The organism is Caloranaerobacter azorensis DSM 13643, assembly GCF_900129995.1.
In the GTDB taxonomy this organism is placed as follows: Bacteria; Bacillota; Clostridia; order Tissierellales; family Thermohalobacteraceae; genus Caloranaerobacter; species Caloranaerobacter azorensis.
Map to the genome: position 1 here is coordinate 26,761 of NZ_FQXO01000013.1, position 26,530 is coordinate 53,290.

The following is a 26,530-nucleotide window of genomic DNA, read 5'->3' on the forward strand; positions in this document are numbered from 1 at the left end:
TCCAAAAAAATTTTACTTTAATTCTCACCCATCTTTTATTCTTTAATAGCTAACGTTTTCCCTTTAAATAAATTCAAATTTTAAGAAATGTTTAAAATTTCAGTCATTTAGCAGTTTACCGCACTAAATTTTCTAATCTTCAATCTAATCGAAAATTCACTATAGGTGTATATATTCTCTTACCGTCTATTAATTCACTATTCATAAGCGTCAAATTTTTTAATGTAAAACTATATTCTAAATCTTTTTCTATCAAATCATCTATATAATACTTTCTTGATTCAAATACTACATCTCTTGCCAAAGTTATATGAGGAGTGTATTTTCTTTTTTCTTTTGCAAAACCATACTTTATCATCTCTTTATCCACTGCAAGTTTCATCTGTTTAACCTTTTCTACTTCGCCTGAAACTCCTAACCACACAACTCTCATCATACCTTTTCCAGGGAAATAATCTAACTTGTCCAATTTAAGCTTAATTTCAGTAAAATCAGAAGCAATCTTCTCAAGACTTTTATTTATGTCATCAATATAATTCTTATCTACACTGCCTAAAAATTTCAAAGTTAAATGAAAATTATCAACATATACCCATCTTCCTTTTGAAGAATTGATTTTTACCTTCTTCTGTATTTTCGCTATTCTTTCCTTTAACTCTTCATCAAATGATAAAGCTATAAATAATCTCATTTTAAAAACCTCCTTAAAATTAAAAGCAGCATAAAGCTGCTTTTATTTAAGTAATCCTTTTAATTGATCATATACGTCTTGAGGTGATTTCCCAGTTGCATCTATGACAGGTTTCTTAGTCACACTATCATACATTCCCATGAAATTACTATCTTGTCCTGAAACTATAACAGCATCATAACTATCCAAGTTATTTTTAGTGTTACTCAAATTTTCTACATCATATCCTCTGCTTGAAAGGAAATCCCTCATATTCTTCAAACCATCTTCAACTGCAATTTTCTTTTTCACAGTATTCACCTCCAAATACTCTCATGTTTATTATGAGTATCTGGATATATATTTATTCTTTATTTTAATAACTATCTTTTAAGTCTAAGTTATTTTTATTGAACTATCTCTCTTTTGTAAATGAAATGGCAATATCGTACATTTTTCTTCTAATGGCTCTTTTTTAAGCTCCTTAATTATTCTTCTTATTGCAACAGCTCCTATATCATAAAATGGTATCTTAATTGTCGTTAATCTAGGTCTTAAATTAGAAACGATACTAATGTCTCCAAATCCTACAACCGATATATCGTCTGGTATTCTTATTTTATTATCATAGCAATAATTCATAACGCCAATGGCTAGCTCATCATTACTGCAATATATAGCAGTAAAATCATTATAATCCTTAAATATTTCTTTAGCAGCTTCATAACCGTCTTCTATTTTATATCCCTTTGCAAAATGAATATTGCTATTCATGCCTTCAGTATCAGTCGAAGCTCTTTCAAATCCTTTTATCTTCATACTCTCTAATGAATTAACATCTTCCTTTACTCCTAAATATAATATATTTCTATGTCCTAAACTAACCAGATATTTAGTCATTTCATAAGAAGCATCAATGTAGTCTATAGTTACTGTTGCATAATCTTCTTGATGTGAAAATCTACTTAAAAATACAAATGGTATATCATATTTATCAATTTGTTCTCTAATTTCTGAATTTAAAACATCAGATACTAAAATTATTCCTTCAACCTGTTTTCTATTAAGTAGCTGCATATATTTTAATTCTGCTGCCTTATCACCATACGTACTACATAGAAGAATATCGTAATTATACATTTTCCCAACTTCTTCAATACCTCTTACCATATCTGCTATGTATGAATTGCCAATATCTGTTACAATAACACCAATTAAAAATGATTTCTTTGTAACTAATGTTCTAGCAATTTCATTTGGTTTGTATCCGATTTCTTCTATTACATCTAAAACTTTTTTTCTAATTTCTGGACTAACAGGTTTAGAATTATTAATAACTCTTGATACTGTTGAAATAGATACTCCAGCTATTCTAGCTACATCTTTAATAGTAACTGACAACAAATCACCTCCAAATCATTTCCCTTATTTTCTACAAACAAATATATGATATTATATTCTGTTTATTAAATCAAATAATAGCCGCAATTATGTCTGCTATTTTACAGATAAAGTTATATGAATTATAATCAAATTCCTTTTCTTTTATTGGTACTGAAAGGTATAAAATCCCTTTAAGCCTTCCATTTATAATTGAAGGAGCAACTATTACTGACTGCCAATCAGGTTTCCCAGTTGCAGGATCAATTTTACCTATATCCTCCCAATCAATTAAAAATTCTCCTTTTCTATTGTGTAGTACTTTTTCAATAATATTTTTATTATACCTAGGACAATTATGCCATTTCTGTTGTTTTCTTTTTTTAGCATATATCTTATTTATACTTAAATCTTCCTCAATTGTAAATAGTATTGCCTGCTGAACTTCCATAACTTCAATTAGTCTACTTAAAATTTCAAATATCTTACATTCTACTTTTATATCTAGCTTTAATAGATTTAAAACGTCAATCATTAAAGAAACTATGCGCTGATCCTGCACTGTATTCCCAGTTACTATCCCAGCAAGTTTATCAAATCTTACTGCTTTATCTCTAATAGAATTATCCCAAAGAACAGCCTTATTTCTTCCTGTATTTTTTGCATGGTACAAGGCTTTATCAGCATTTTCTATAAGTTCATCTTTAAATTGTCCATGCTGCGGATAATTTGATACTCCTAAACTAATAGTAACTGGATAATCTTTACTTATTAAATTAGCACTTTCTACTTCTTTTCTTATTTTTTCTGCAACTTTTAATCCCTCATTCCCTTCGGTATCATGTAGAATAATTATAAATTCTTCCCCACCATATCTTCCTACAATATCAGTATGCCTAATATTATTCTGGATTATTTGTGCAACTCTACTTAAGATTTCATCACCTTTCTGATGTCCAAATATATCATTTACATTTTTAAATTTATCTATATCTGCCATTATTACTGAAAAACTATAGTTGTTAATTTTAGAAAACCTTAATATCTCATCAAATAGAAAATCAAAATATTTCCTATTATAAATTCCAGTAAGTTTATCTGTTGATGAAGAAATCTTTAAATAGTAATTCTCAATATTTAAGTAAGCTATATAAGATAACATTTTCATCAGCTCAAAAGTAGTTTGATCAAATCTATTAAAAATTATATCTGAATCTAAATAAAAGTATCCTATAATCTTATCATTTGAAAATCTCTTTATTTTTCTTCTTTCTACTTTATTTAACAAACTTTCCTTTCTAGCCCTGAAAATTGGGATACAAATCATAGATTTAATGTCCCCAAATAAAAGTCTTTCTGTTTCATTTTTTATTTCTTTAAAAACATTCTTTAGAATAAACGCTCTCTGCTTTTGTTTAACTATAAATTTTATTTTTTGCAATTCTGCCTGATCGACATTATCTACCGTAGAAGCAATGATTTCTAATTCATTTGTAGACTCACTATTTACGAAAATAAAACCTCTACTAGCTAGACTCTGATCAACCGCAAATCTTATTAGTCTACGTAAGTTATTTTTATAATCATCATTAAATTTTTCTATCAACCTTGCTATCTGTAATATATTTAAATATTCCTTTGTTTCTTTACTATTTCCTTCTGTTGTCTTATTTATTTTATTAAATAAACTTATTAAAAGATCAATATCTTTCATATCACTATATTTCAGTTTTTCTAATATTTCATTTGCCTTCTTTGTCAATAATTCATCTTTATCCTTTAATAAAATATTTATTATCATAGATACTTTTTGAATTATCTTACGCTTTCCATGACTACTGAAATAAGCTAATCTAAAATTCTCATCTGGTATTTTTTTTGATAGCCTTTTTAATAAATCTAAAACCATTAAATAATAATTAGCTGCTTTATAATACTCCTGCTTTCTAAAAAACTTTTCGCCAAGCATATAATAAATAAACAATTCAAGCTCTAAAAATCTATTATCTCTAACTAATTTAAGCACTTCTAATAACCTTTGAATTCCCCAATCTTCTATACATATAATCAACATTTTTCTAACTATATCTAGATAAATTGTAGATACCTTCTCTGCTATTTCAGCATCTTCTTCTAATAATTCTAATGCATAATCTATATCTCCATTTTGAATAGCAACGTACGCTACTCTTAAAAGAAAATCTCTTCGACCAGTATTTCTAACTCTAAATTCATCTCTTATTTTATTAATTTCTTTTTTATCCAATATGCCAGTTTTGTAATATTTAATAAGCGCTTTTAAAGATATTGCATTAAGCTTGTATTTAATATCAAATTTAGTGCTATTTTCTATTGTCTTATCACAAAACTCTATAGCTTCATCCCACTTTCCAAATTTATAATAAAATTCACTTAAAAAATTATAATATTCAGTAACATTTACCTTACTTATATTAGATTCTTTGAATTTTTCCTGCAAGATATAATAGCAATCAAAACATTTATCAAACTCTCCCGTATGAAGATATATAGCAGCTAAATTTTTCATAGCAACAAAATACATATCTTTATATTCTAGTTCTTTTGAAAGTTTAACGGCTCTTTCTACTACTTCTTTAGCCTTTTCATATTCATTAATACTTAAATATAATTCGCCTATGTTATTTAAAAGTATTACTTCACTTTGTACAAAATTATATTTTTGAGATATTTCAATTCCTTCTTTCATATACTTCATTGCTTTATCGGTTTCATCAAAATAATCGGCATAAATTATTCCAATATTGTTAATAGGACGAGTAGATTCTACAAACTCATTAGCTTTTTGAAATAACTCTATACTTTTTTCAAAACATTCTTTTGCCAAATTAATTTTTTCTGTAAACATATAAACAAGACCCATATGATTATAAATACTACCCGCATATTTGTATAATTTTTCATTTAAAGCTAGTTCTAAATACTTCTTACTAAGCCTTAAAACTAAATAATACTTACCTTTCCAGATATTAATTTTATTTAGTAAAATCAAAGCATCTAAAACAGATTCAATCGAATCTATAGACTTTGCCTCTAAATATGCCTCTATTGCCAATCTTCTACATGTATCTAAATCATTTCTTAAACAAAATATGTTAGCCATATTTATTTTACATCTAATAATCAGCTGTTTATTATCTGTTTTCATTGCTCCTTTTAAAGCTTTTTTATACATGTCTATAGCCTTATTATTTTCACCCTGATAAGCATATAACTTACCCATACTTATTAACACTTTTAATTTTCTTATATCATCTGGCTTTTTCTCTAAAAGTTTATATGCCTTTTCCCACAATAACATCGCACGTGAATTTGCAAGTAATCTCTGCATCTTTTGTGCAAATGTAATAGCATAATCGATAGCTTTGTCTGTTTCTCCAGATAAAGTTAAATGAAAAATTAACTCATCAAAATTTACTCTATCCTGTTTTTTATAAATATCTTCAAGAATCTCAGAAGCCTGTTTATGCAATCTATTTCTTTCATCTTTATCAATACTATTATATATATATACCTTAACATTTCTATTATAAAAAGTATAAGTATAACCCCAATCCTCTAATCGTTTATCCAGTAGTTTCATAGAAACTAATTTTTCAATTAAACTTAATAATTTTTCTTCACTTATTCTCACCATTTTTTCTATAATTTTTTGAGAAACTGGACTGTTAAATATAGAAATTATTTTAATAATATTGTATAAATCTCTATCTAACAATTCGATTTGCTCTTTGATAGCTTCATCTATATTCCCAGGTATAAGAAGTCGATCAATATTTTCAATTTTTAATTTCCAGATACCCTTTTTATTTAAATAAAGTTCCTTAGCTACATACAATTTCTTCAAAACTTCCTCTATATATCTTGGATTACCACTAGTTTCTTCCATTATTTTAGCTGTAAAATTAATAGGTCTGTAATCGATATTTAAAATATTACTTAGTAATTCTGCTGTTTCTTGTAAACTTAATTTAAGCAGTTCAAGTTCCTTAACTTTATCTAATTTTTTCCATTCATTGATAATCTCTTTTATTTCCGGCATATATTTTACTTTTTCCTCATCATAAGTAACAATCAATAAAAGAGGTACAGAATTACTATTCTTTATAATAAAATCCAATATTTTAAAAGTTTCTAACTCGGCATTATGTAAGTCATCTATCATAATATAAGTTGGTGTCTTATTTATATAATCTAAAATAAAATTAGTAATCCGATCATATAATCTCAGCTTTTCTTTATCTGCAGTTAAAACTGATGAAGGTTTAATATCTTTAATAAATCTTATTTCAGGTATTATTTTCACTAATTCTGCACCATATTTTTCAATTAAACTAATATCCGCATTCTTTATCATTTGTTTCAAAATCATCTGAATTGGCGAGGAACTAACCGAATTTGATACATCAACCATTACTTTAAATAATATTCTATTATTCATCCTCAATCTAAATCCTATTTCATTGAGAAAACGTGTTTTCCCAATTCCGCATTCTCCCTTAACCAATACTAATTTCATTTTATAATTTCCTGTATTGAACTGATTATCAATATCAAGCACTTCTCTTATTTCTTTATCTCTACCTACTATCGGCGTTTTGAATATTAAATTTCTATTTGTAAAATCAAATTCAAATTGCCTTCCTGTAATAACATTTAAATCATTAACTAATTGATAGATATTATCATATCTCTTACTAACATTTCTACTTATACATTTTTTAATAATTTTAAAATAATCATTATCTGAATTTTTAATTTCTTCTAATATACTTTGATAATTGAATTCTGTTTTATTAACTCCCTTTAGTAAAGAATAAAATAATATTCCAATTGAGAATATGTCTATTCGCTTATCTATTTTTTCTTTATTAAAAGTAAATTCAGGTGCAATAAACATTCTGTCATTATAATCGAAAGTTCTACTTATAATACGTTCCTTTACTGAAATAATATCTTGTAATTTAATCTTTACTCCGTCTTTGTATTTATTTACAAAAATATTGTCTTGATTTAAAAAAACATAGGTTATTCCTTGCAGGTGTAAATGATATAATACATCACATATTTGATAAATAATATCAACCACTTCTTTTTCCGTAAATCTATCTATAGTACCAATGAGCTTAAATCCTTTTTTCATTTCAGTTGTATAAAAATACAAAAGTTTTTTTGAGTCTTTATTATCAATCGTTTTTACTATATCAAAGCTATAACTTCTGATGATATTAGGATGTGTAATAGTACTGTATTTAATAAAATTTTGTGTTAGGTATTTTACATACTTACTAGTATTTGGGGTCTCTTTGTATAATTTCAGAAATTTTTTCTCATTGTTTCTTATTAAATCTCTTACTTCATATGTAATACTATCATCATTTTCTTCAATAATATTATTTATAAAATACCTATTATTTATTAATTCCATAAAATCCCCTTCCCTATACCAAGCATACCCAAATTTCAGAATATATCGAATTTAAATAACATTATACCATAAATTAAACTAGAAAGGTATATTTCACCATATTATCATACCTGTATACTTTTCCATCTACCAGATTTAAATCTAAAAAATAGTAAAAGTCCCCTTATGATTAAATCAATACTCATAGCTATCCAAGCACCAATTAATCCAATTTTCAAAACTTTCACAAATAAGTATGCTAATGTAAGTCTTATTCCCCAAATACCTATAAATGTAATTATAAGCACCCATCTAGTATCTCCTGCGCCTCTCAATCCACCAGCAAATCCCATCACACCTGCTAAAAAAGGCTGTGATATAGCAACAATTCTAAGACACAATTTTGCATTATCTAATATCTTCTTATCTCTGGTAAAAATCATTAAGAATATGTCAGGCCAAATGAAGAAAAAGAGTCCAAATATGCCCATAACTATAGAAGCCATTTTTACAGATATGTATCCACTTTTCTGCGCTAATTTAGGGTCCCCAGCTCCTAAATACTGACCAACTAATGTAGTTGCTGCTAATGCAAATCCAAATCCTGGCATAAAAGATATAGATTCAGCAGTCAATGTAATTCTATGCGCTGCTACCATTTTTGTCCCTAGACTTGTTACTATTCTAAAAAATAAAAGTTGCCCAAATCTCATAAAAAACTGTTCTACTGCAGCGGGTATTCCAATATTAAAAATACGTTTAATAATTCGAAAATCAATCTTATTATTTTCTTTAATATTCACTTTTATTTTCCCTTTACCTTTAATAATTATTAAAAAAATAAATAAACCAGCAATGCTTCGAGCAAAAGCTGTAGAAATAGCTGCACCTGTTACTTCTAATCCAGCACCCGGTATCTTAATAAATACATTTTTATTTAATATAGGAATGTTTACATTTACTATTCGGGTATGATAAATCAAAAAAAAGTTTCCAATTATATTTAATATATTCGAAATACCATTTACATACATAGGTGTCCTAGTATCTCCTGTACCTCTAAAAACACCGCTCATTATAATGCCTATTATCATAAAAGGTAAAGATAAACTTATAACTTTAAAGTATCTTGTTGCCTGTGGAATTACATCTTCCTTTGCACCCATTAAAATAACTATTGTTCTAGCCAATAATTGGCCCAAAAAACTAAAAAAAATTGCTAATATTAAACTAATAATTAATGCTTGTTTAGCTACATCATTGGCTTTTTTAATATCTCCAGCCCCAATAAATCTTGCAACTAATGCAGTAGCTCCAACACTTATAGCTGAAAAGATTGCCATCGCAGTTGTCATAGGCATATCACTTATACCTACCGCTGCTATAGCCGAATCTCCAAGGCTTCCAACCATAGCCATGTCAGCAAAACCTAATAAAGTCTGCATCAGCATCTCCATGATTGCTGGAAGAGCTAATTTAATAGCCTGTTTAGTTAAATTTTTATTAGTTAATATTTCATTCGTATTTTTTGAGGTCCCCATTATAACTCCCTCCTCTTAAAGCTCTCTTTCCATAGATATATATAGCTTTTCTAAATTCTTAACGAGAGAGCTCTTCTCTTCTTCAGTAAAGGAACTTAACATCTTTTCTAAATAATCTATTCTTCTATTAAGAACCTTTTGTAATATTTCAAACCCCTTATCTAGTACCTTTATTCTAACCACTCTTCTATCTTTATCGTCTCTTACCCTTACGACTAATCCATTCTTCTCCATTCTGTCGACTAAATCCGTTATTGTGCTATATGCAAGAGCTAGTTTTTCACTTATCTCACCTATTGTCAAATCTCCTTCTTTTATTAAATACTGAAGTGCATTAAATTGAGGCCCTGTTATATTATATTCTTTTAGAATCTCCCTTCCTTTTTTCTTTATTATAGAATCAACTTTCCTTAGATATTTCTCAATAGCTTCAACATTATTAATTTGGCTCATTTTTTATACCCCCTAATATTTCGATACTCTAAATTTTATTACTATAGTTAATGATACCACTGGACATGCCTTAGTTCAACAGAATAATCCTAACTTTTACATAAAATTTCTATAATCAAGAAGGATTTATAACCCTCTTATCGAATAAATAAATTTGTGGCTATATTTATTTTTTGATTAATTATCGAAAGGGGGGGGAACGTTGAAATATATACATACTAAAACAAAAAAATCAAAATATTTTTCCCTACTTATCATTCCCCACTCTAACAATATAAAACAATTTAAGATAGCCACATGGGTTCCTAAACTTCTAATATTCACTATTATAATCAGTTTATCTACAACTATTTTTCTATTTTTTTCTTATCGAGAATTGAAAAATAAATATTTAGCAAAACTCGATGAACTCGACTACGTAAATAGTATAAACATAAAGCAGAAAGCCGAAATTGAAACTTTAAGAGAAAAAACTACTGAAATACAAGAAAAGCTCGATACTATTTCTAAATTTCAAGAAAAAATCAAGAATATGATCGGAATTAAAGATAATAAAAAAGAAAAAAGAGTTGTAAATCCTTCAAGAAGTGGAAATCAATTTTTTAAAGAAAAAGCCGTTTTAGAAAAACTTGATAACAGCATAATATCGCAGATAGATGAATTATCAAAACTTTTAGACAACAGTAAAGAAGAACTAATTAAACTAACAGCCGATGTAGAAAAAAAGATGAAATATTTAGATGCTAAACCAAACCTGATGCCTGCTAAAGGCAAAATAACTTCAGGATATGGTTATCGACGCAATCCTTTTGGTAAAGGAAGAGAATTTCATAAAGGGTTAGATATAACGAATAAACCCGGAACGAAAATCAGAGCTGCTGGAAGTGGAATTGTAACTTTTGCAGGCTACTACGGGGGATATGGAAAAGTTATAATAATAAGTCATGGATATGGTTATCAATCTATATATGGACATAATAGAAAACTTCTTGTAAAAGTAGGGCAGCATGTAAAAAAAGGAGAAGTCATTGCTGAAATGGGTAATACAGGTAGAAGTACAGGACCTCATTTGCATTTTGAAATCAGATATTATGGTAAAGCCGTTAACCCCAAGAATGTAATTGATAACTATAAATAACTTTATAAGGAGCGATTCATAATGTTTAATAAAAAAGAAGCGAAACTTGATAAAATTGATACACTTATTGGTAAAAATACAAAGCTTGAGGGTAAAATTGAATGCAAAGGTACTATAAGACTAGATGGTGAACTAATAGGAGATTTAAGCGTTGAAGGAAATGTTATTATTGGAGAGAGCGGAAAAATTAATGGTAATATAATATGTAATAATATTTTTATATCAGGTATGGTCAAAGGTAATATTATTTCAAAAGAGTTATTAAGACTGACAAATACAGCTAAATTATATGGAGATATTCAAGTGAAAACATTTATTGTTGATGAAAACGCTGTATTTGAAGGCTCATGTAAAATGGAAAATGCTAAAACTTTGAATGAAACAAAAATTAATAAAGAATCAAAAAAGTCAAAATAAGGAGCATTTTAAGCTCCTTATTTTATCTTACGAAAATCCTAAATGCCTGTGGTGCTATTTCAAATACAGCCGGCAACATTCCAAGGTATTCTCCATCTACATCAACATGCACTTTATCATCAGTACTAATTCTAATTCTTTTAGTCTTAAAATAAACTACATTGGGATGCTTTATATGTTCACCCTTTAATAAATTTATAAATATAGAAACTATATCTGTAATTTCCGATTTCCTTATTATTATGCAATCTAAATACCCATCTTCTACTTCTGCCGTTGGAGCAAGTTTTTTAAATCCTCCAATTGATGAACTATTAGATATAAGAAACAATAATACATCTTCAGTAGCATTATATTCATTACTTTCAATTGTCAAATTTATTGGCTTAAATTTTTGTCTTGGTATTTCTTTAAGTCCTTCTATATAATAAGCCATTCTTCCTAATACGGTTTTTAACTCTGACGGTACTTGATGTGCAACATTAGTTAATAATCCACCTGCTGCAACATTTACGAAGTATCTATTTCCTACCTTGCCCAAGTCTACATCTATTGTCTTACCAGCCAATATCATGTCGCAAAATTCTTTTACACTTCTTGGTATATCCATGAAATTTGCAAAATCATTTACAGTACCGGCAGCAAGAATCCCTACAGGTATCTTTTTCCCGCCGACTGCAATACCATTTACAACCTCATTTACTGTACCATCTCCACCACATGCAATTATTATATCCCAATCTTCATTGCAACACTTTATAGTCTCATTAAAAGCATCATCCTTCTTCTTTGTTGCAAACTTACCTACCAGACAACCATTATCCATTAAAATATTGCAAATTGCATCTATTCTTTTCTGAATTATCTGCCTTCCTGAAGACGGATTATATATAACTTTTACTTTTTTCATTCGTAATCACCTGCTGCATAATTTTTGTATTTAAAACCCTATATAAAACAAATCCTAGTATAACATAATAATCATTTATATGCAAAAGCCTAATTACATCATTTAACTCCAAGATAATTCGCTATATTTGCATTAGACGCAATTCTTCCCTTTATTAGTTCCTTTTTACAAGTCATTATAGTTGTTATGCCAGGTCCATGTCCCATCTTAATGCAATCACTATGAATTACAATTCCTATACTAACTGCTCCTTTAAGATATCCTCTGCCATAAGTATTGTCACAATCTCTCAATAGCACTAAATCTCCAAATTTTAATTTATCTAGTCCCAATTTTCTAATTTCATCTCTATCTAAAGTCATAATATCATAATCTCCACTAAATGAATTAGAAGAACCTATACCTGAACCCATCAAATACGGAGGTACTTCTGCTGCAACAGGCACTTCTATTTTCCCATCATCAGTTTCTTTAATACCTAATTTTAAAAACAAATTAGGATCTATATTCATAACCTTTATTTCCGGAAAATCCAATAATTTAAGTCCTTGTCCATAAGCTTTTATTAGTATTTTATCATCTACAGCCATTTTTTCTAAATCTTCTTTTTCAAAGTAGATAAGAACATGATCAACTCCTCCATGTTTACCTGTTACAAAACCTTTTGCCCCTTTAGAATCTCCAGAAATTACTATTGCTTCATTCCCTATGCAAGCAAGTAAATTCAAAGCCGCATTTTCATCTTTATTTTCATTACGTATACTAACCCCTGGTTCAACATGATCACCAGTCCACCCAAAAGCACAATCTCCTACTTTTACATTATATGTTATACCACCAGTAGCTGGTAGTACATTTGGGACTCCATCACCATCTATTCTGTAAGGAAATCTTTGAACAGGATGATGGATTTTCCCCTGAACTGATTGTTTAACTAACTTATCAATATTTGTTTTTAACATATAAATCACCTCTATTTAAGTATTATTTTAGTCATTGCAAATGGAACATACAACAAACTTGACAAGTAGATGTTAACAGCTATAAAAAATATTAAAAAACTAATATAACTTAATTTTTTATTATCTTTATAAAAAATATATATTATAGCTCCAGAAATTAAATTTAAAACTAATGGCATTATATATGGAGCAAATTTAAACTTAAGATAGCTAGGTAAGAAAAACACTGTATAACCACTATAAAACGTACTTCTAAACAACAGTAGATTTAGAACTATATATAGAGATAGAAATATCTTAAATTTAATATTTTCTTTATCAATTCTATATTTTCTAAGAATAAAATCTACAGGTAAAAAAACAATTAAAACATATAGGAAACTCTCCATTCCCTTTAAAAATCCAAACGCCAAAGCATAAAAAGGAGATGCTAATGCTCTGTAAAATGCAGTTATATAATCATTTTTTGTATATATGTTATTTTCTGAAATAAAGTCTTTATTTTTGCTATTTACAAACAACTTATAACCATTTACTTCTATATCCAACCAAGCCAAATAATCGCCAAATTCAGTTCTTATAAATGAAGGCCTTTTTGACTGACCTCCAGTATTAGAAATAAAAATTACATTCAATATATTACCTTGTTTATCAACTTCTAATTCAAAAATGTCTGAATACATAGCATATTTATTTCTCATATTTATACCTGAACATATAATTTTAATTTTCCCATTCTCTTTATAAACAGATATACTATTTCTTCCTAATGCTGCTACCCCATTTATATAACTATCTGTAATTTTTTTACTAACTTCTAAATTAAAAGTTTCTGCATTTAAAACCTTTAGTTCTAGATATGTTCTACTTCTACTTTTTGTATTAGTGACTAAATATGCAAAAAATATTTTATTATCTACTATCTCAATTTTAATATCCTTAATTACATCATTAAAACCACTTTTAATATTCATTATTTTCTTAGCTTCATTATCTAATTTATCAAACCTTACCAATAATATATCATTAACGTTTAAATCTGCTTTATCTGCAATAAATACATACTTACCGCCATTTACCTCCTTCAAATAAATATTTCTCACATTCCATTTATTGTTCATCTCATAAATTCTTTTTAATTCATCATTTTCAAATTTATATATATCAATATTTTTATCACCATATGTACCAATATATAATTCATCTTGTATTTTACTTAAAGTAAATCCTTTTATATTATCTAACAATTTAACTGATTCGGTAAAACCTGTCTCTTCATTATAATAAGATAATTTAAGTTTATTATCTTTTACATAAAATAATTTATTTTCAAATAAATAAATATTCTTAATCCTATTTATATTAATATCTTCATTAGACAAATTGCTTTCCAAAACTTTTCCTGTTTTTGATATCAAATAACATAAAAGTCTTCCTTCTTTGTTAAAAGTTGCTATTAATAGTTTATCTTTATAAGTCCCAATAATAGGTTCTCTATTAACAAAAGCCTTCCCTACCTCTATCCCCCTACCCCATTTATCAGAAAATTTTAACGATTGTATTTCTAAATAATTATATGTATGAAATCCTATTAAAAAGATAATTGTGAATATAAGTGCCAAAATAGTTTTCATAATTTTAATCTTTCTGCCCATGCTTTTCCTCCTTCAATAATCATTATATTTTATAAAAACAAAACCCTCTTTTAAGTAAATTAAATAAAGATTTTGTTTATATCTATAAAGAAATTAGAAAATTGTGTTTTAAATTATTCATAATTTAATAAAATATATAACTTTTCTTATAGATTTATAAAATATATGATACCATTTATTAACAACCTTTTCAATTATCAGAATATTAATAATTATTAATTTAATGTAATGTTTTTGGAAGTTTTTGTCTAATAAGTTTTATGATTAATCTGTGTTCAGTCAAATCTTAACTATTTTTGCATTTATGTTATAATTATATAGGTATACAATTAAAGATTAGGAGTGATATAAGTGTACGATTTTCACGTTCATAGCAGCTTTTCAGGCGATTGTAAATATACAATGGAAGATATGTTGAAAGGTGCTTTACAAAAAGGAGTTAAACAAATTTGTTTTACCGACCATTTAGATTTTGAATATGGAGAAGATTTGATAGATTTTGTATTCGATACAGCTGACTATTTCAAAGAGATTAATAGATTAAAATATAATTATAAAGGAATAATTGATGTATTAAGTGGCGTAGAAGTCGGTATGCAGCCTCATCTCGCCAAAAAAAAGAACGAATTTATAAATGCAAACAATTTTGATTTTGTTATAATGTCAATTCATACTGCTAAAGGCAAAGGCATTCACGAAGGTAGTTTTTATAAAAATAAAAACGTAAAAGATGTCTATTATGAATACTATGAAGAGCTTCTTCTCTGTATTGATACTCTTACTAATTTCGACGTCGTAGGTCATATTAATCTTATTGAAAGACATCAAAACTTTTTGGAAAAAACTTTAGAAATAAAAGAATACCTAGATGTTATCGAAACAGTTTTAAATAAAATTATCGATTTAGGAAAAGGAATTGAAATTAATACTTCGGGAATTAGATATGGTATAAATAGTTTTCATCCGAACACCGATATACTCAAACTTTATAAAAATCTAGGTGGGGAAATAATAACTTTTGGCTCTGATGCTCATAAACCAGAGGATATATGTGCCTACTATAAAGAAGCTATTGAGTTACTAAAAAGCATTGGTTATAGATATATAACCATATATAAAAATAGGAAACCTCAGTTTATTAAAATAGAGTAAGGCCTTTTTACATCCTTACTCTATTTATTTCAACTCTCTTTTCAAAATCACATCTATCGCACTTAAATAAATGACAGCACTTCTCATATTCTACTCCATCTACAAGTTGTGTTATATCGTTTGATAGATAGGGACTATATTCATCTAAATAATCCACTATCGCTCCTTGATCTTTCAATCTACCCCCACACCTTAAACAATATATTTCATAATTTAACATTCCATTACAGAGCGGACAAACTAACTCCATATTATGCATCTCCTTTTGACCAGCTTTTACTTTAATAACCCTATTTTTAATTTTTGTTATATACCTTAAACATATTCTTAATCCCATAAATCAGATATAATTTTTTAAAAACAATATATCTTCAGTAATATTATTCCTCTAAATAAAATATGTATAATACAGCAAATATTTTGGGGTGATAGTTTGAAAAAAAATAGTTTTATATACGGTTCGATAATTCTTGCAATTGTAAATTTCATAGTTAGATTTATAGGGTTTTGCTATAAAATAATTTTATCAAAACTTATTGGCCCAGAAGGTATAGGTCTATTTCAAATGGTATTTCCAGTTCTCATGTTTTTTATAACTATTACTACTGCTGGTATTCCTATAGCAGTTTCAAAATTAGTTGCTAAACAAAATTCTATAAACAATTTAAAAGGTGCAAAGAAAATTTTTAAAATTGCTTTGCTTATAACTATTCTAATAGCTATTATTTTGAGTTTAATTATTCTAATAGGCAGCAATTATATATCATTAAAAATTCTTAAAAATGAAGAAGTAAATAAAAGTATAATTATGTTAGCACCAGCAGTATTAATAATTTCAATTTCATCAATATTCAGAGGATATTTTTACGGTATGAAAAAAATTAGTCCAGCCGGTATAGCTCAAATAATAGAACAAATAGTAAGAATTACCTTCGTGCTTGGAATGATTTATTATATGTATCCAGTTAGTTCAAAATTAGGAGCTTTCATTGCTGTTTGTGGAATAAGCATCGGAGAAATTGCAGGTCTAATTTGGATGATGTTAAACTATAAGCTTTTTAGTAAAAACAGCACTATAAGTTCATATAAACCTATACATACTATACAAATAATTTCTCAAATTTTCTATATATCAGTACCTATAACCATATCCAGATTACTCAATGTATCAATGCAACTTATAAATGCAGTACTAATTCCTCAAAGATTGATAGTAGCAGGATACAGTCAAACAGAAGCCATTTCAATTTTTGGTAGAGTCATTGGTATGTCAATGCCTATCCTATTTTTACCATATATTGTTACATCAGCTCTTGTAATAAACATTATTCCAAATCTCTCTGAAGAATTAGCCTTAAAAAGATACAAAATGATTAAAAACGATATTCTATTATCTTTGAGAATAACCTTATTAATTTCTATTCCCTTGACATTTATATATATCTTTTTTTCAGAACCCATAGCTATGTTTTTTTACGGAGATAAAGTTGTAGGCATCTACTTGGGTATACTCGGCTATTCAACAATATTTTTATCCTTACAACATGTACTATCTGGTATACTTCATGGCTTAGGAAAACAAATAACAGCAACAATAAATTATTTAATAGGAATGTTAATTCAAATATCAGCAACATACTTTCTAGTAGGCAACCCAATATTCGGCATTAAAGGCTTTTTCATAGGCTTTATTTCAGCAACAATTATCATTAGTCTTTTACATTATATCAGTATAATAAAAATAATGAAAATTAATTTTAATATTATAGAATATATAATAAAACCCATAATATCCTCAATCAGTATGATTATAGTAACATTAATCATTTATAATCATCTTATATCATTAAATACACAAAATTATATAAATTTCTTAATATGTCTATCTGTAGGCGGTTTAACTTATTTCTTAATATTAACTTTAATTAAAGGACTCCCTCCTTCTTTACTAAAAAAACTTATGCAAAAGAAATAACCCTTAAGCTAAATGCTTAAGGGTTATCCCGTGGTGCCGTCGCCCTTCTAATTCGCACCCGCTGCTCACACAGGTGGGTGTTCTATCTGTAGCTTTTGACTTCCTACATTAATTAGGCATGTCATACACCACAGAACCCGAACTCCCGGATGTCTAATGTCGGTCGAATTATCAAGGGCTTACGAACATCTCAGGATTTTTGTCTGATTTTATTATAACACAAATTTAGACTTTTTAAAAATCAAAAAAACATTATTAAAAATGTTAATACGTAAATATCTCAAGTTATGTAAACTTTATTTGTATTTTTGATGAAATTCAGTAGTTGACAAGCTTTAGAATGCTAAGCCCTAAGACAAAGTCTCAGGGCTTATTAATAAATTTAATTCTTCTTCATTAATTGTCTCATTACAAATTAAATGTTTAGATATCTTCTCTAATAATTCTGTATTATTTTTCAACAACTCCAAAGTCTCTCTATATAACTTTTCCAGCAAGTCTCTTGTCTTTTTTATTATAAAATCATTGCTACCTAATTTGTTCCCTAATAGTGTTTCATAACTTACTAAACCAGCAGATTCTTCCATACCAAATCTACTAATTAGTAGCAAAGCCATTTTAGTAGCCTTCTGTAAGTCATTTGAAGCTCCAGTTGTAACTTTATTTTTCCCAAAAATAATTTCTTCTGCTGCTCTACCACCAAGAGATATTTTTATATTCTTAATTATATCTTCCTTAGATTGATACATACTATTAGGCGGTATATTCATACTAAAACCACCAGCACCTCTAGTACTTGGTATTATTGTAACTTTTGTAACTCTATTTTCCGGTGCAATAAGTTTAGTTACCAAAGCATGTCCAACTTCATGATATGCTGTTACTCTTTTATCCTTCAATGATATAGTACTCTTATCTTTCTTTTCTTCACCAGCTATTACTGTATAAAAAGCTTTATCTATATGTTCCATTTTTATAGTTTTTTGATTATTTTTCGCAGCTATCATAGCCGACTCATTCATTAAATTTTCTAACTTAGCTCCACTGAAATATACTGTTTGATATGCTACTTTCTTCAAATCCACATTCTTGTCTAACGGTTTGTTTCTACTGTGCAATCTTAATATTTTATATCTAGCATTTACATCTGGAAGTCCAACCTCAATCTGTCTATCAAACCTGCCCGGTCTCAAAAGCGCTTCATCTAATATATCAATTCTATTAGTTGCTGCTATTACTACTATTCCTTCATTCCCTTTAAAGCCTGACATTTCAGTTAATAAAGCATTCAATGTCCTATCACTCTCATCATTTCCACCAGATACATTTCCCGACCTTTTCTTACCTAGAGCATCTATCTCATCAATAAATATTACACATTTACCAGCTTGTCTAGCTTTTTTGAATAAACTTCTAATCCTGCTTGCTCCCAATCCTGCATAAACTTGTATAAAATCCGAACCTGTAACAGCAAAATAGGGAACATTTGCCTCTCCAGCTAAAGCCTTAGCTAAAAGAGTCTTACCCGTTCCAGGTAGTCCGTATAACAATACACCTCTTGGCATTCTAGCGCCATATTTCTCATATTTTTCGGGATTTTTTATAAAATCTACTAATTCTCTAAGACTTTCTTTAGCTTCTTCATTACCTGCAACATCATCAAAAGTTATAGTTCTAATATTACTAAAATCGCTTTCTATAGATGACATATAAGCCATTTCCCTTTGAGCTTGCTTATCCGTATTCTTACTCAAAAAGTATCCTATAAGCCCAAAACTGACCAAAACTAATAATAGAGTAAGCAAATTCATTATCGCTGTATTTTGCTCAATTTCTTCAACATTTATACCTTTTGTTAAAAGACTTTCTTTAAAAGATTCTGATCTTGGGTTATCCGTTATAAAATATGTCCCATCTATTAATTTACCTTTAATTTTAGAACTATTACTTAAATAAACAGTCTCAACGTTACCTTTTTCTACATAGTCAATAAATTTTTTATAAGAAACACTCTTATAATCTTTATTATCAATTTGAAAATATATAGAAATAGAAATCATCAAAACAAAAACTAATAATACAAAAAGTATCATCTTTCGTTTTTTAAGCATTGTAATATCCCCACTTTCTAGTTTACATAATATATTTTATAGTATACCAAATTCATTATTGTATGTCCAATTTATAATGTTTGGTAATGTTTACATAAAACTCATTATACAAAAAACTCCGGGTTATAATACCCGAAGTTTAAAATTTATTCCTTAATATCTACTTTTTTAAGTATTTCTACTAATTTGTCTAATTTTTCAGCCTGTTCTTCATTTAAAAATGGTTTTATTTTCTCAAGTTTTTTTATCTTATCCATGTACTCTTTCTTTGTCATGTCCTTTGAAAAGATTTTACTATATTTCATAACCTCTAACATTAATTCTTCTTCTGTCTTATTTGAATACTTGTTCGCTAATTCTCTTAATTCTTCTAACTGTTCTGGTTTTACCTCTATTTTCCCCTTAAACTTTTCTAAAATTTCTTCAAGATTTTTTATTCCATTATTATTGCCTAATTCGCTGTTCATGTAAACATCCCCCTTTAAAACCTTTATTAATTTATTTAAATCAAAGATTTTGTTTGATTACACAATACATTATATTATATGTGTCTTACACTTAAATATACCTAAGAAAATACGCCATAAAGCAGTGTTATATATCCAATATAAACCAGTAGTAATATTAAACTATTTAACCTAGTAACTCTATTTCTTTTTATTAATGGGATTATTAATAATAACATCAATATTAATGCTACTAGAAAATCAAAATAAATATTTTGTTCTAGAAGTTTTAAAGGTGTTAATATGCCTGAAATCCCAATCACTAATGTTATATTTAAAACATTAGCTCCTATTATATTCCCTATAGATAAACTTCCATGTCCTTTTCTTAATGCAGTAATAGCTGTAACCAATTCTGGCAGTGAAGTGCCTAATGCAATAAGTGTAAGGCTTATAATTGCTTCTGGAATTCCTAAATATCCTGCTAAAATAACACCATTATCTATAAGCAAATTAGCACCGATTAATATAGCAGTTATTCCAAATATAAAACTTATTGCAATTTTAATTATCTCTTTAGGCAAAATCTTTTTACTACTCCTATTTGATACTAATACCCTTCTGTTTTTAACGCTATAAGAATTATATATTACATATATTATAAAAAGTATTATCAATATTATTGAATCAACTCTATCAATAGAACCATTAAACCCTAATATAAAAAGTAATATCATATATATAGTCATTAAAAAAGCTTTTCCACTAAACAGTCTTTTATCTATCTTACTAGGCATAATAACGTTAGTGAGTCCTAATATTAATCCTATATTACATATAATAGAACCTATGGCATTACCTACACTCATTGTACTATGTCCTTTTATTGCAGCTGTTGCAGAAACCATAATCTCTGGTGAAGTAGTTGCTATACTTACCAATGTAGCTCCTATAAATGCTTCTGGTAAACCAGATATTTTTGCTATTTTTACTGAAGAATCTACAAACCAATCTCCACCTTTTATAACTAAAATCAAACCAAATATAAATAATATTATTGAAGTAGACAATATATATCACCCTAACTTCATATTTTATTCATCTAATAAGTAATATAACTAATGCAACAAACATTTATCCGTTATAAAACAAATCCTTTAATTTTAATAATTTCAAAAAATTACATTTTATTGTATATAAATATAATAAAATATTCTTTCTAATGTGTAACAAATTCATAATAAATATCATATTATACTTATGCAAGGTATTTTAATTTTAACTATTTGGGAGGATTAAATGTGAATAAGTTACAAATAAATACACAAAAACAAATTAATATAGGTCCTCTTAATAATAAATTATTATTATTTGCAGCTCTAATCTTTATGCCAAAACTAATTAATCAGAAATTTTCTTTACAGAATTTATCGAAAATATATATGTTTAATAATCTTGATAAAAAAATACACATTTTAAAGAAAATAGGGCCTTATCTCCCTGAACAAATGATAGGTACATTAAATATTTTTATAGTTAATCTCGAAAAAATAAACAAAATAATAGGATTATATGAATTTATTACAATAGGAAAAACTTTTGAACCAATAACTCCTGTAACTAATATAACGTCAAAAGAACGTATAAATAAAATATTTCAATCTTTACAGGAAGAAATTCCAGATGATAAACTACTCACTATAAAGCCAATGTTAGATTTAATGATGAACATTGATAAATTCAAACCTATTATATCAACTCTAACCAAAATTTCTTCTGCAAATGACAAATCAGAAATAAATATCGATGATATGATTGATTTAATAAAACCTATGCTTGGAGATGAAGAAGCAAAAAATATTGATAAAATGAAAGATATGCTTCAGATGATGGAATTACTTAGTGTATTAAATAGCAGTGATGAAAATTAATCTAAATATAAAAAACTCCTCTCCAGGTCATATTTTATTTCCTAGAAAGGAGTTTTTATTTTCATTTTAAACATATTCAGTACAAATTATAATCTCATATTATATTCCGATTCTTATATATTTTATTTGAATTCTACGTTTAATCCTGTCTGTTTCTATAATTTCTAATACAAAATAAGAACTTTTTAACCGTTTAGTTTTTCTATAAGCAACTCCATATCTTTAGGCAATCGAGCAAATACTAATCTTCTTTCCTTTGTTCTAGGTGATATAAACTTGAGAGAATAAGAATGCAGTGCCTGTCTGTCAATTAATTGACTAGGTTTATTATATAGTGAATCTCCTATTATTGGGTGTCCTATATGACTTAAGTGAACTCTTATCTGATGAGTTCTACCTGTTTCTATATGTATTTCTAGCAATGTTGCATTTTTATAACGCTCTAATACTTTATAATTTGTTATTGCTACTTTCCCATCTTCTAATACAGTTCTTTTTATAGAAACATCATTACATCTGCCTATAGCTTCTTTTATTGTACCTTCATCGTCTTTAACTATACCTTCAACTATAGCTAAATATCTCTTCTCCACTATATTAGATTCAAATTGCTTAGCTAATTGCTGATGGGCAAAAGGATTTTTAGCAATTACAAGAATGCCAGACGTATCCATATCGAGTCTATTTACAAATCGTACCTTCTTTTTTATCTTTTTCTGCTTAAAATAATATGCAACACCATTCGCAATCGTATTGTCCGGATGACTTTTAGTAGGATGAACAACTATTTTGGGGGGTTTATTTAATATAAGCAAATCAAAATCTTCATATATAATCTCTATTGGTATTGGCTGGGGCACATTTTCATCTGTTTCATCTTCCATTAAAATAGTTATTTTATCTCCCTTCCTAGCAATTTTATTAGTTTTTATTCTTGAACCATTCAAAAAAACTGATTTAGTTCTTTCGAGTCTTTTTAAAAATCTATCTGAAATATTAAATTTATCTTTTAAAATCTCTTTTATCAACAAACCATCATCGTCTACATTAAATTCAATTATGTTTTCATTTTCTTTAAATACGGTCATAAGCTGCCTCCAATCTATTATGTTCTAGTTTGTTATTAAGATTAGTATTATTTTATGCTATAATTATTATAGCATAGTAACTGCAAACAATATAATTAGCTCTATTGATTTAAATAATTAATTTTAAATTGGAGGGATAATTTTGTCCTTTGTAGGATTTGACAATAATATAATTAATATTATACATAATGATAAAAAAGATTCTATTGAAACAGCTGAAATTTTGAAAAAAAAATTGATACAAAAAGGGTTCAAAATCACCAATGGTTATGACTATACCGCCATATTGAACATTTGTATTGGCGGAGACGGCGCTTTTCTTAAAGCTGTTCATAATTACAACTTCCCTGATATACCTTTTATTGGAATAAATACGGGACATCTTGGTTTTTTTCAAGAAGTCTCTCCTGATAAAATAGACAATTTTATAGACAATCTAGTTAAAGGCAAATACAAAATTGAAGAAATCTTTCTCGTAGAAGCATTAATCTGTACTAGAACTAGCTGCATTGAATTGATTGGAATAAATGAAATTGCAATCAAAGGAATAGAATCGAAAACAATTCATCTCGATATATCAATCGATGATGCTTATTTGGAAAGACTTAGTGGCGATGGAGTGATAATATCCACTCCTGTTGGCAGTACTGCATATAGTTATTCTGCTGGTGGAAGCATAGTTCATTCATCATTAAAAACCCTTCAAATAACTCCTTTAGCCCCCCTGAATTCTAACGTTTATAGAGCATTAACTTCTAGTATAATTGTGCCTGATAATATGCCCATTAAAATTAACCCTGAATACAGATTCGAAAATTCTATTCTAATTGTAGTAGATGGGCAGCAACATAAATTCGACAATATAGTTGAAATTAACTTCAAATTATCCGATATGACAATAAAAATGCTTACTTTAAAAAGTAAAAATTTTTGGAATAAAATAAAAGAAAAATTTTTATAAAAATATTTAGAAAAAGGCGGCAGTGCCGCCTTTACTATAATAAACTCTCCATTTCATCAAGCAATTTATTAAATAATTTAAGGGCATTATCTACAGGCTGTGGTGTAGTCATATCTACTCCCGCCTTCTTAAGTACATTAATTGGATAATCTGAATTACCACTTTTTAAGAAATTAATATATCTGTCTACTGATTCTCTGCCTTCCTTTAAGATTTTCTGTGATAATGCTATAGCCGCAGAGAAACCAGTCGCATACTGATATACATAGAAATTATAATAAAAATGAGGAATTCTTGCCCATTCCATCGCTATCTCATCATCAATAACAATATCCGGTCCATAATACTTTCTATTCAATTCTTTATACATTCTACATAGACTATCGGCTGTTAACGACCTTCCATTTTCTATTTCTTCATGAATCAATTTCTCAAATTCCGCAAACATAGTTTGTCTATAAACTGTCCCTCTAAACTGTTCTAAATAATGATTTAAAAGATATAGCTTTTCATCCTTATTTTTAGCCTTACTAATCATATACTCCATCAATATGGCTTCATTAACAGTAGATGCAACTTCTGCAACAAAAATACTATAATCACCATATATATAAGGCTGATTTTCTCTTGAATAATAGCTATGCAAAGAATGTCCTAACTCATGCGCTAATGTAAATACGCTATCTAAATTATTTTGATAATTTAATAGTATAAATGGATATGAATCATATGTTCCCCAAGAATAGGCTCCACTTCTTTTACCTCTATTCTCATAAACGTCAATCCATCTCGAATTAAAACCTTCTTCAACTATTTCTATATATTCGTCTCCTAATGGTCTAAGACCTTCTAATACTATTTTCTTTCCTTCTTCATATGGTATTTCCATATCTATATCTTTAACTAAAGGTGTATATAAATCGTACATATGTAGTTCGTCTAATCCAAGTACTTTCTTCCTTAACTTTACATATCTATACATCGAAGAAAGATTATCATGTACTGCTTTGATTAAATTATCATATACCTCAACAGGAATATTGTTAACATCAAGTGCAGCTTCTAATGAAGAATTATATTTCCTAACTTTACTATAAAAAATATCTTTCTTTATGTTAGATGATAATGTTACAGCAAAAGTATTCCTATATTTATTATAAGTATCATATAACCCTTTGAATGCATCTTTTCTAACTCTTCTATCTTTACTCTCCATCAATTTTATGAAATTTCCATGAGTTATAGTAATCTCATTTCCTTTTTCATCTGTTATTGTTGGAAATTTCATATCAGCATTATTTAACATTCCAAATATTGTTTCAGGTGAATTAGCTAATTCTCCAGCCTGTGCAATTATAGCTTCTTCTTCTGGTGAAAGATAGTGTTTTTTCCTTCTTACTATTCTTTCAATATAATGTCTATATAATTTCAATCCTTCAACATTCTCAAAATAATCATTCAAAATACTTTCATCTATTAAAAGTATTTCTGGTACAATAAATGAAGTACTTTCTTCAACTTCTACCATTAAACTTGTTGCCCTGTCTGTTAAAGCTTGATACTTATCATTCCTTGTATCTTCATCTTTCCTCATTTTGGCATATGTATAGACATTTTCAACTATTCTTAAAATTTTACTTTCTAATTCTAATACCTCCAATAATGTTTTTCCACTCTCCCCAACTCTATTCTTGTATTGCTTAATTTGTTCAATAAGCTTTTTAACAATTTGAAAATCTTCTTCCCACTTCTCATCATTTTCATACATGCTTTCTAAATTCCATTTAAATTTTTCTTCAATTTGATTCCTATCCTTAACATCTTTAGTACTGCTCATAAAAAATCCTCCTCCCTAATTTGATTAAAATTTACCTAACATTATTTTATACTTTATTGAAAAAGTTTTCCACTTCTCTCTTACTTATTGTTTACTATTTTCTTTTAAAAATCAGTAACTAATAATATACACCACTTTACAAGAAATAAAGAGTTAGCTTCCATAAAGTAGAAAAATCAGACATCTAAATCCTAGGAATACTAATCATAACTAAAAAAAAAATCTAGGAGATGTCTGATTATGATTAGTATATCCAAAAACTCTATAAAACAAACATTAAAACAATATTTATATGAATATAGACATATTTTTAAGAAGCGAAGCTTTAATATATTTTACTGGCTAATACTGTCAATACTTGCACTTGAAGAAGTAAGGTCAATAAAGTTTATATACGATAACTTTATAAAAAAATATACGGTCAAAACTTTGAATTCACTATATTATTTTTTATCCT

General features: G+C 27.7%; 22 protein-coding genes and 1 other RNA gene. 7 read left to right on the forward strand and 16 right to left on the reverse strand.

Going from position 1 to position 26,530, the window contains the following annotated elements; all coding sequences use genetic code 11:
* Positions 1–139: 139 nt before the first annotated feature.
* The 6 genes from thpR to BUB51_RS03335 form a co-directional block, all read right to left on the reverse strand.
* Positions 140–691, reverse strand: a complete 552-nt coding sequence (thpR, locus tag BUB51_RS03310; protein ID WP_073195478.1) for an RNA 2',3'-cyclic phosphodiesterase — start codon at positions 689–691, stop codon at positions 140–142.
* Positions 692–733: 42 nt separating this feature from the next.
* The gene (locus BUB51_RS03315) at positions 734–982 is read right to left on the reverse strand and encodes a YkuS family protein (protein WP_035162736.1); all 249 of its coding nucleotides are present in this window, start codon (positions 980–982) and stop codon (positions 734–736) included.
* Positions 983–1,066: 84 nt separating this feature from the next.
* Positions 1,067–2,071: a LacI family DNA-binding transcriptional regulator gene (locus BUB51_RS03320; protein WP_081943498.1), complete on the reverse strand. Its 1,005-nt coding sequence runs from the start codon at positions 2,069–2,071 to the stop codon at positions 1,067–1,069.
* Between the two features lie 70 nt (positions 2,072–2,141).
* Positions 2,142–7,517: a diguanylate cyclase gene (locus BUB51_RS03325; RefSeq protein ID WP_073195479.1), complete on the reverse strand. Its 5,376-nt coding sequence runs from the start codon at positions 7,515–7,517 to the stop codon at positions 2,142–2,144.
* Positions 7,518–7,621: 104 nt separating this feature from the next.
* Positions 7,622–9,037: an MATE family efflux transporter gene (locus BUB51_RS03330; protein ID WP_073195481.1), complete on the reverse strand. Its 1,416-nt coding sequence runs from the start codon at positions 9,035–9,037 to the stop codon at positions 7,622–7,624.
* A gap of 15 nt (positions 9,038–9,052) precedes the next feature.
* Entirely contained in the window at positions 9,053–9,490 is a 438-nt protein-coding gene (locus tag BUB51_RS03335) for a MarR family winged helix-turn-helix transcriptional regulator (RefSeq protein WP_073195483.1), read from the reverse strand.
* Between the two features lie 202 nt (positions 9,491–9,692).
* Here BUB51_RS03335 and BUB51_RS13245 point away from each other — a divergent pair, with 202 nt between their 5' ends.
* Positions 9,693–10,628, forward strand: coding sequence for a peptidoglycan DD-metalloendopeptidase family protein (locus BUB51_RS13245; RefSeq protein WP_073195485.1), 936 nt, complete (start codon positions 9,693–9,695; stop codon positions 10,626–10,628).
* Positions 10,629–10,649: 21 nt separating this feature from the next.
* Positions 10,650–11,045 carry a bactofilin family protein gene (locus BUB51_RS03345; protein ID WP_073195487.1) on the forward strand — a complete coding sequence of 132 codons (396 nt, stop codon included), beginning with the start codon at positions 10,650–10,652 and terminating at the stop codon, positions 11,043–11,045.
* Between the two features lie 22 nt (positions 11,046–11,067).
* On the opposite strand, the gene BUB51_RS03350 is transcribed toward BUB51_RS03345, so the two are convergent.
* The 3 genes from BUB51_RS03350 to BUB51_RS03360 all read right to left on the reverse strand — a co-directional run bounded on the left by BUB51_RS03350 (position 11,068) and on the right by BUB51_RS03360 (position 14,572).
* Positions 11,068–11,955, reverse strand: coding sequence for a YegS/Rv2252/BmrU family lipid kinase (locus BUB51_RS03350; protein ID WP_073195490.1), 888 nt, complete (start codon positions 11,953–11,955; stop codon positions 11,068–11,070).
* A gap of 98 nt (positions 11,956–12,053) precedes the next feature.
* Positions 12,054–12,917: a DUF4438 domain-containing protein gene (locus tag BUB51_RS03355; protein ID WP_073195492.1), complete on the reverse strand. Its 864-nt coding sequence runs from the start codon at positions 12,915–12,917 to the stop codon at positions 12,054–12,056.
* Between the two features lie 11 nt (positions 12,918–12,928).
* A complete protein-coding gene (locus BUB51_RS03360) occupies positions 12,929–14,572 on the reverse strand; it encodes a hypothetical protein (protein WP_073195494.1) in 1,644 nt (547 codons plus the stop codon).
* Positions 14,573–14,923: 351 nt separating this feature from the next.
* Here BUB51_RS03360 and BUB51_RS03365 point away from each other — a divergent pair, with 351 nt between their 5' ends.
* Positions 14,924–15,724: a histidinol-phosphatase HisJ family protein gene (locus BUB51_RS03365; protein ID WP_073195496.1), complete on the forward strand. Its 801-nt coding sequence runs from the start codon at positions 14,924–14,926 to the stop codon at positions 15,722–15,724.
* Positions 15,725–15,731: 7 nt separating this feature from the next.
* On the opposite strand, the gene BUB51_RS03370 is transcribed toward BUB51_RS03365, so the two are convergent.
* Positions 15,732–15,974 (reverse strand): hypothetical protein, encoded by a 243-nt coding sequence (locus BUB51_RS03370; protein WP_143153554.1) that lies wholly within the window; start codon positions 15,972–15,974, stop codon positions 15,732–15,734.
* A 183-nt stretch (positions 15,975–16,157) separates the two neighbouring features.
* Between BUB51_RS03370 and BUB51_RS03375 the strand changes: the two genes are divergently transcribed.
* Positions 16,158–17,699 (forward strand): putative polysaccharide biosynthesis protein, encoded by a 1,542-nt coding sequence (locus BUB51_RS03375; RefSeq protein WP_073195498.1) that lies wholly within the window; start codon positions 16,158–16,160, stop codon positions 17,697–17,699.
* A 21-nt stretch (positions 17,700–17,720) separates the two neighbouring features.
* Here the strand turns inward: BUB51_RS03375 and ssrS are convergent.
* The 4 genes from ssrS to BUB51_RS03395 all read right to left on the reverse strand — a co-directional run bounded on the left by ssrS (position 17,721) and on the right by BUB51_RS03395 (position 21,326).
* Positions 17,721–17,899, reverse strand: a non-coding RNA gene (gene ssrS / locus BUB51_RS03380) — 6S RNA.
* Positions 17,900–18,049: 150 nt separating this feature from the next.
* Positions 18,050–19,810 (reverse strand): ATP-dependent zinc metalloprotease FtsH, encoded by a 1,761-nt coding sequence (gene ftsH, locus BUB51_RS03385; RefSeq protein WP_073195500.1) that lies wholly within the window; start codon positions 19,808–19,810, stop codon positions 18,050–18,052.
* A 146-nt stretch (positions 19,811–19,956) separates the two neighbouring features.
* Positions 19,957–20,277 carry a hypothetical protein gene (locus BUB51_RS03390; RefSeq protein ID WP_073195502.1) on the reverse strand — a complete coding sequence of 107 codons (321 nt, stop codon included), beginning with the start codon at positions 20,275–20,277 and terminating at the stop codon, positions 19,957–19,959.
* Positions 20,278–20,378: 101 nt separating this feature from the next.
* Positions 20,379–21,326 carry a calcium/sodium antiporter gene (locus BUB51_RS03395; protein ID WP_073195504.1) on the reverse strand — a complete coding sequence of 316 codons (948 nt, stop codon included), beginning with the start codon at positions 21,324–21,326 and terminating at the stop codon, positions 20,379–20,381.
* Positions 21,327–21,557: 231 nt separating this feature from the next.
* Here BUB51_RS03395 and BUB51_RS03400 point away from each other — a divergent pair, with 231 nt between their 5' ends.
* A complete protein-coding gene (locus tag BUB51_RS03400; protein ID WP_073195506.1) occupies positions 21,558–22,187 on the forward strand; it encodes a hypothetical protein in 630 nt (209 codons plus the stop codon).
* A gap of 185 nt (positions 22,188–22,372) precedes the next feature.
* Here the strand turns inward: BUB51_RS03400 and BUB51_RS03405 are convergent, their stop codons facing one another.
* Positions 22,373–23,275 carry an RluA family pseudouridine synthase gene (locus BUB51_RS03405; protein WP_073195508.1) on the reverse strand — a complete coding sequence of 301 codons (903 nt, stop codon included), beginning with the start codon at positions 23,273–23,275 and terminating at the stop codon, positions 22,373–22,375.
* A gap of 142 nt (positions 23,276–23,417) precedes the next feature.
* Here BUB51_RS03405 and BUB51_RS03410 point away from each other — a divergent pair, with 142 nt between their 5' ends.
* Positions 23,418–24,236 (forward strand): NAD(+)/NADH kinase, encoded by an 819-nt coding sequence (locus BUB51_RS03410; RefSeq protein WP_083599492.1) that lies wholly within the window; start codon positions 23,418–23,420, stop codon positions 24,234–24,236.
* Between the two features lie 34 nt (positions 24,237–24,270).
* Here the strand turns inward: BUB51_RS03410 and pepF are convergent, their stop codons facing one another.
* On the reverse strand, positions 24,271–26,073 hold the full coding sequence (gene pepF, locus BUB51_RS03415) for an oligoendopeptidase F (protein WP_073195510.1): 1,803 nt from the start codon (positions 26,071–26,073) through the stop codon (positions 24,271–24,273).
* A 240-nt stretch (positions 26,074–26,313) separates the two neighbouring features.
* Here pepF and BUB51_RS13315 point away from each other — a divergent pair.
* Positions 26,314–26,530: hypothetical protein (locus BUB51_RS13315; RefSeq protein ID WP_278293942.1), on the forward strand; the 217-nt coding region annotated here is incomplete at its 3' end.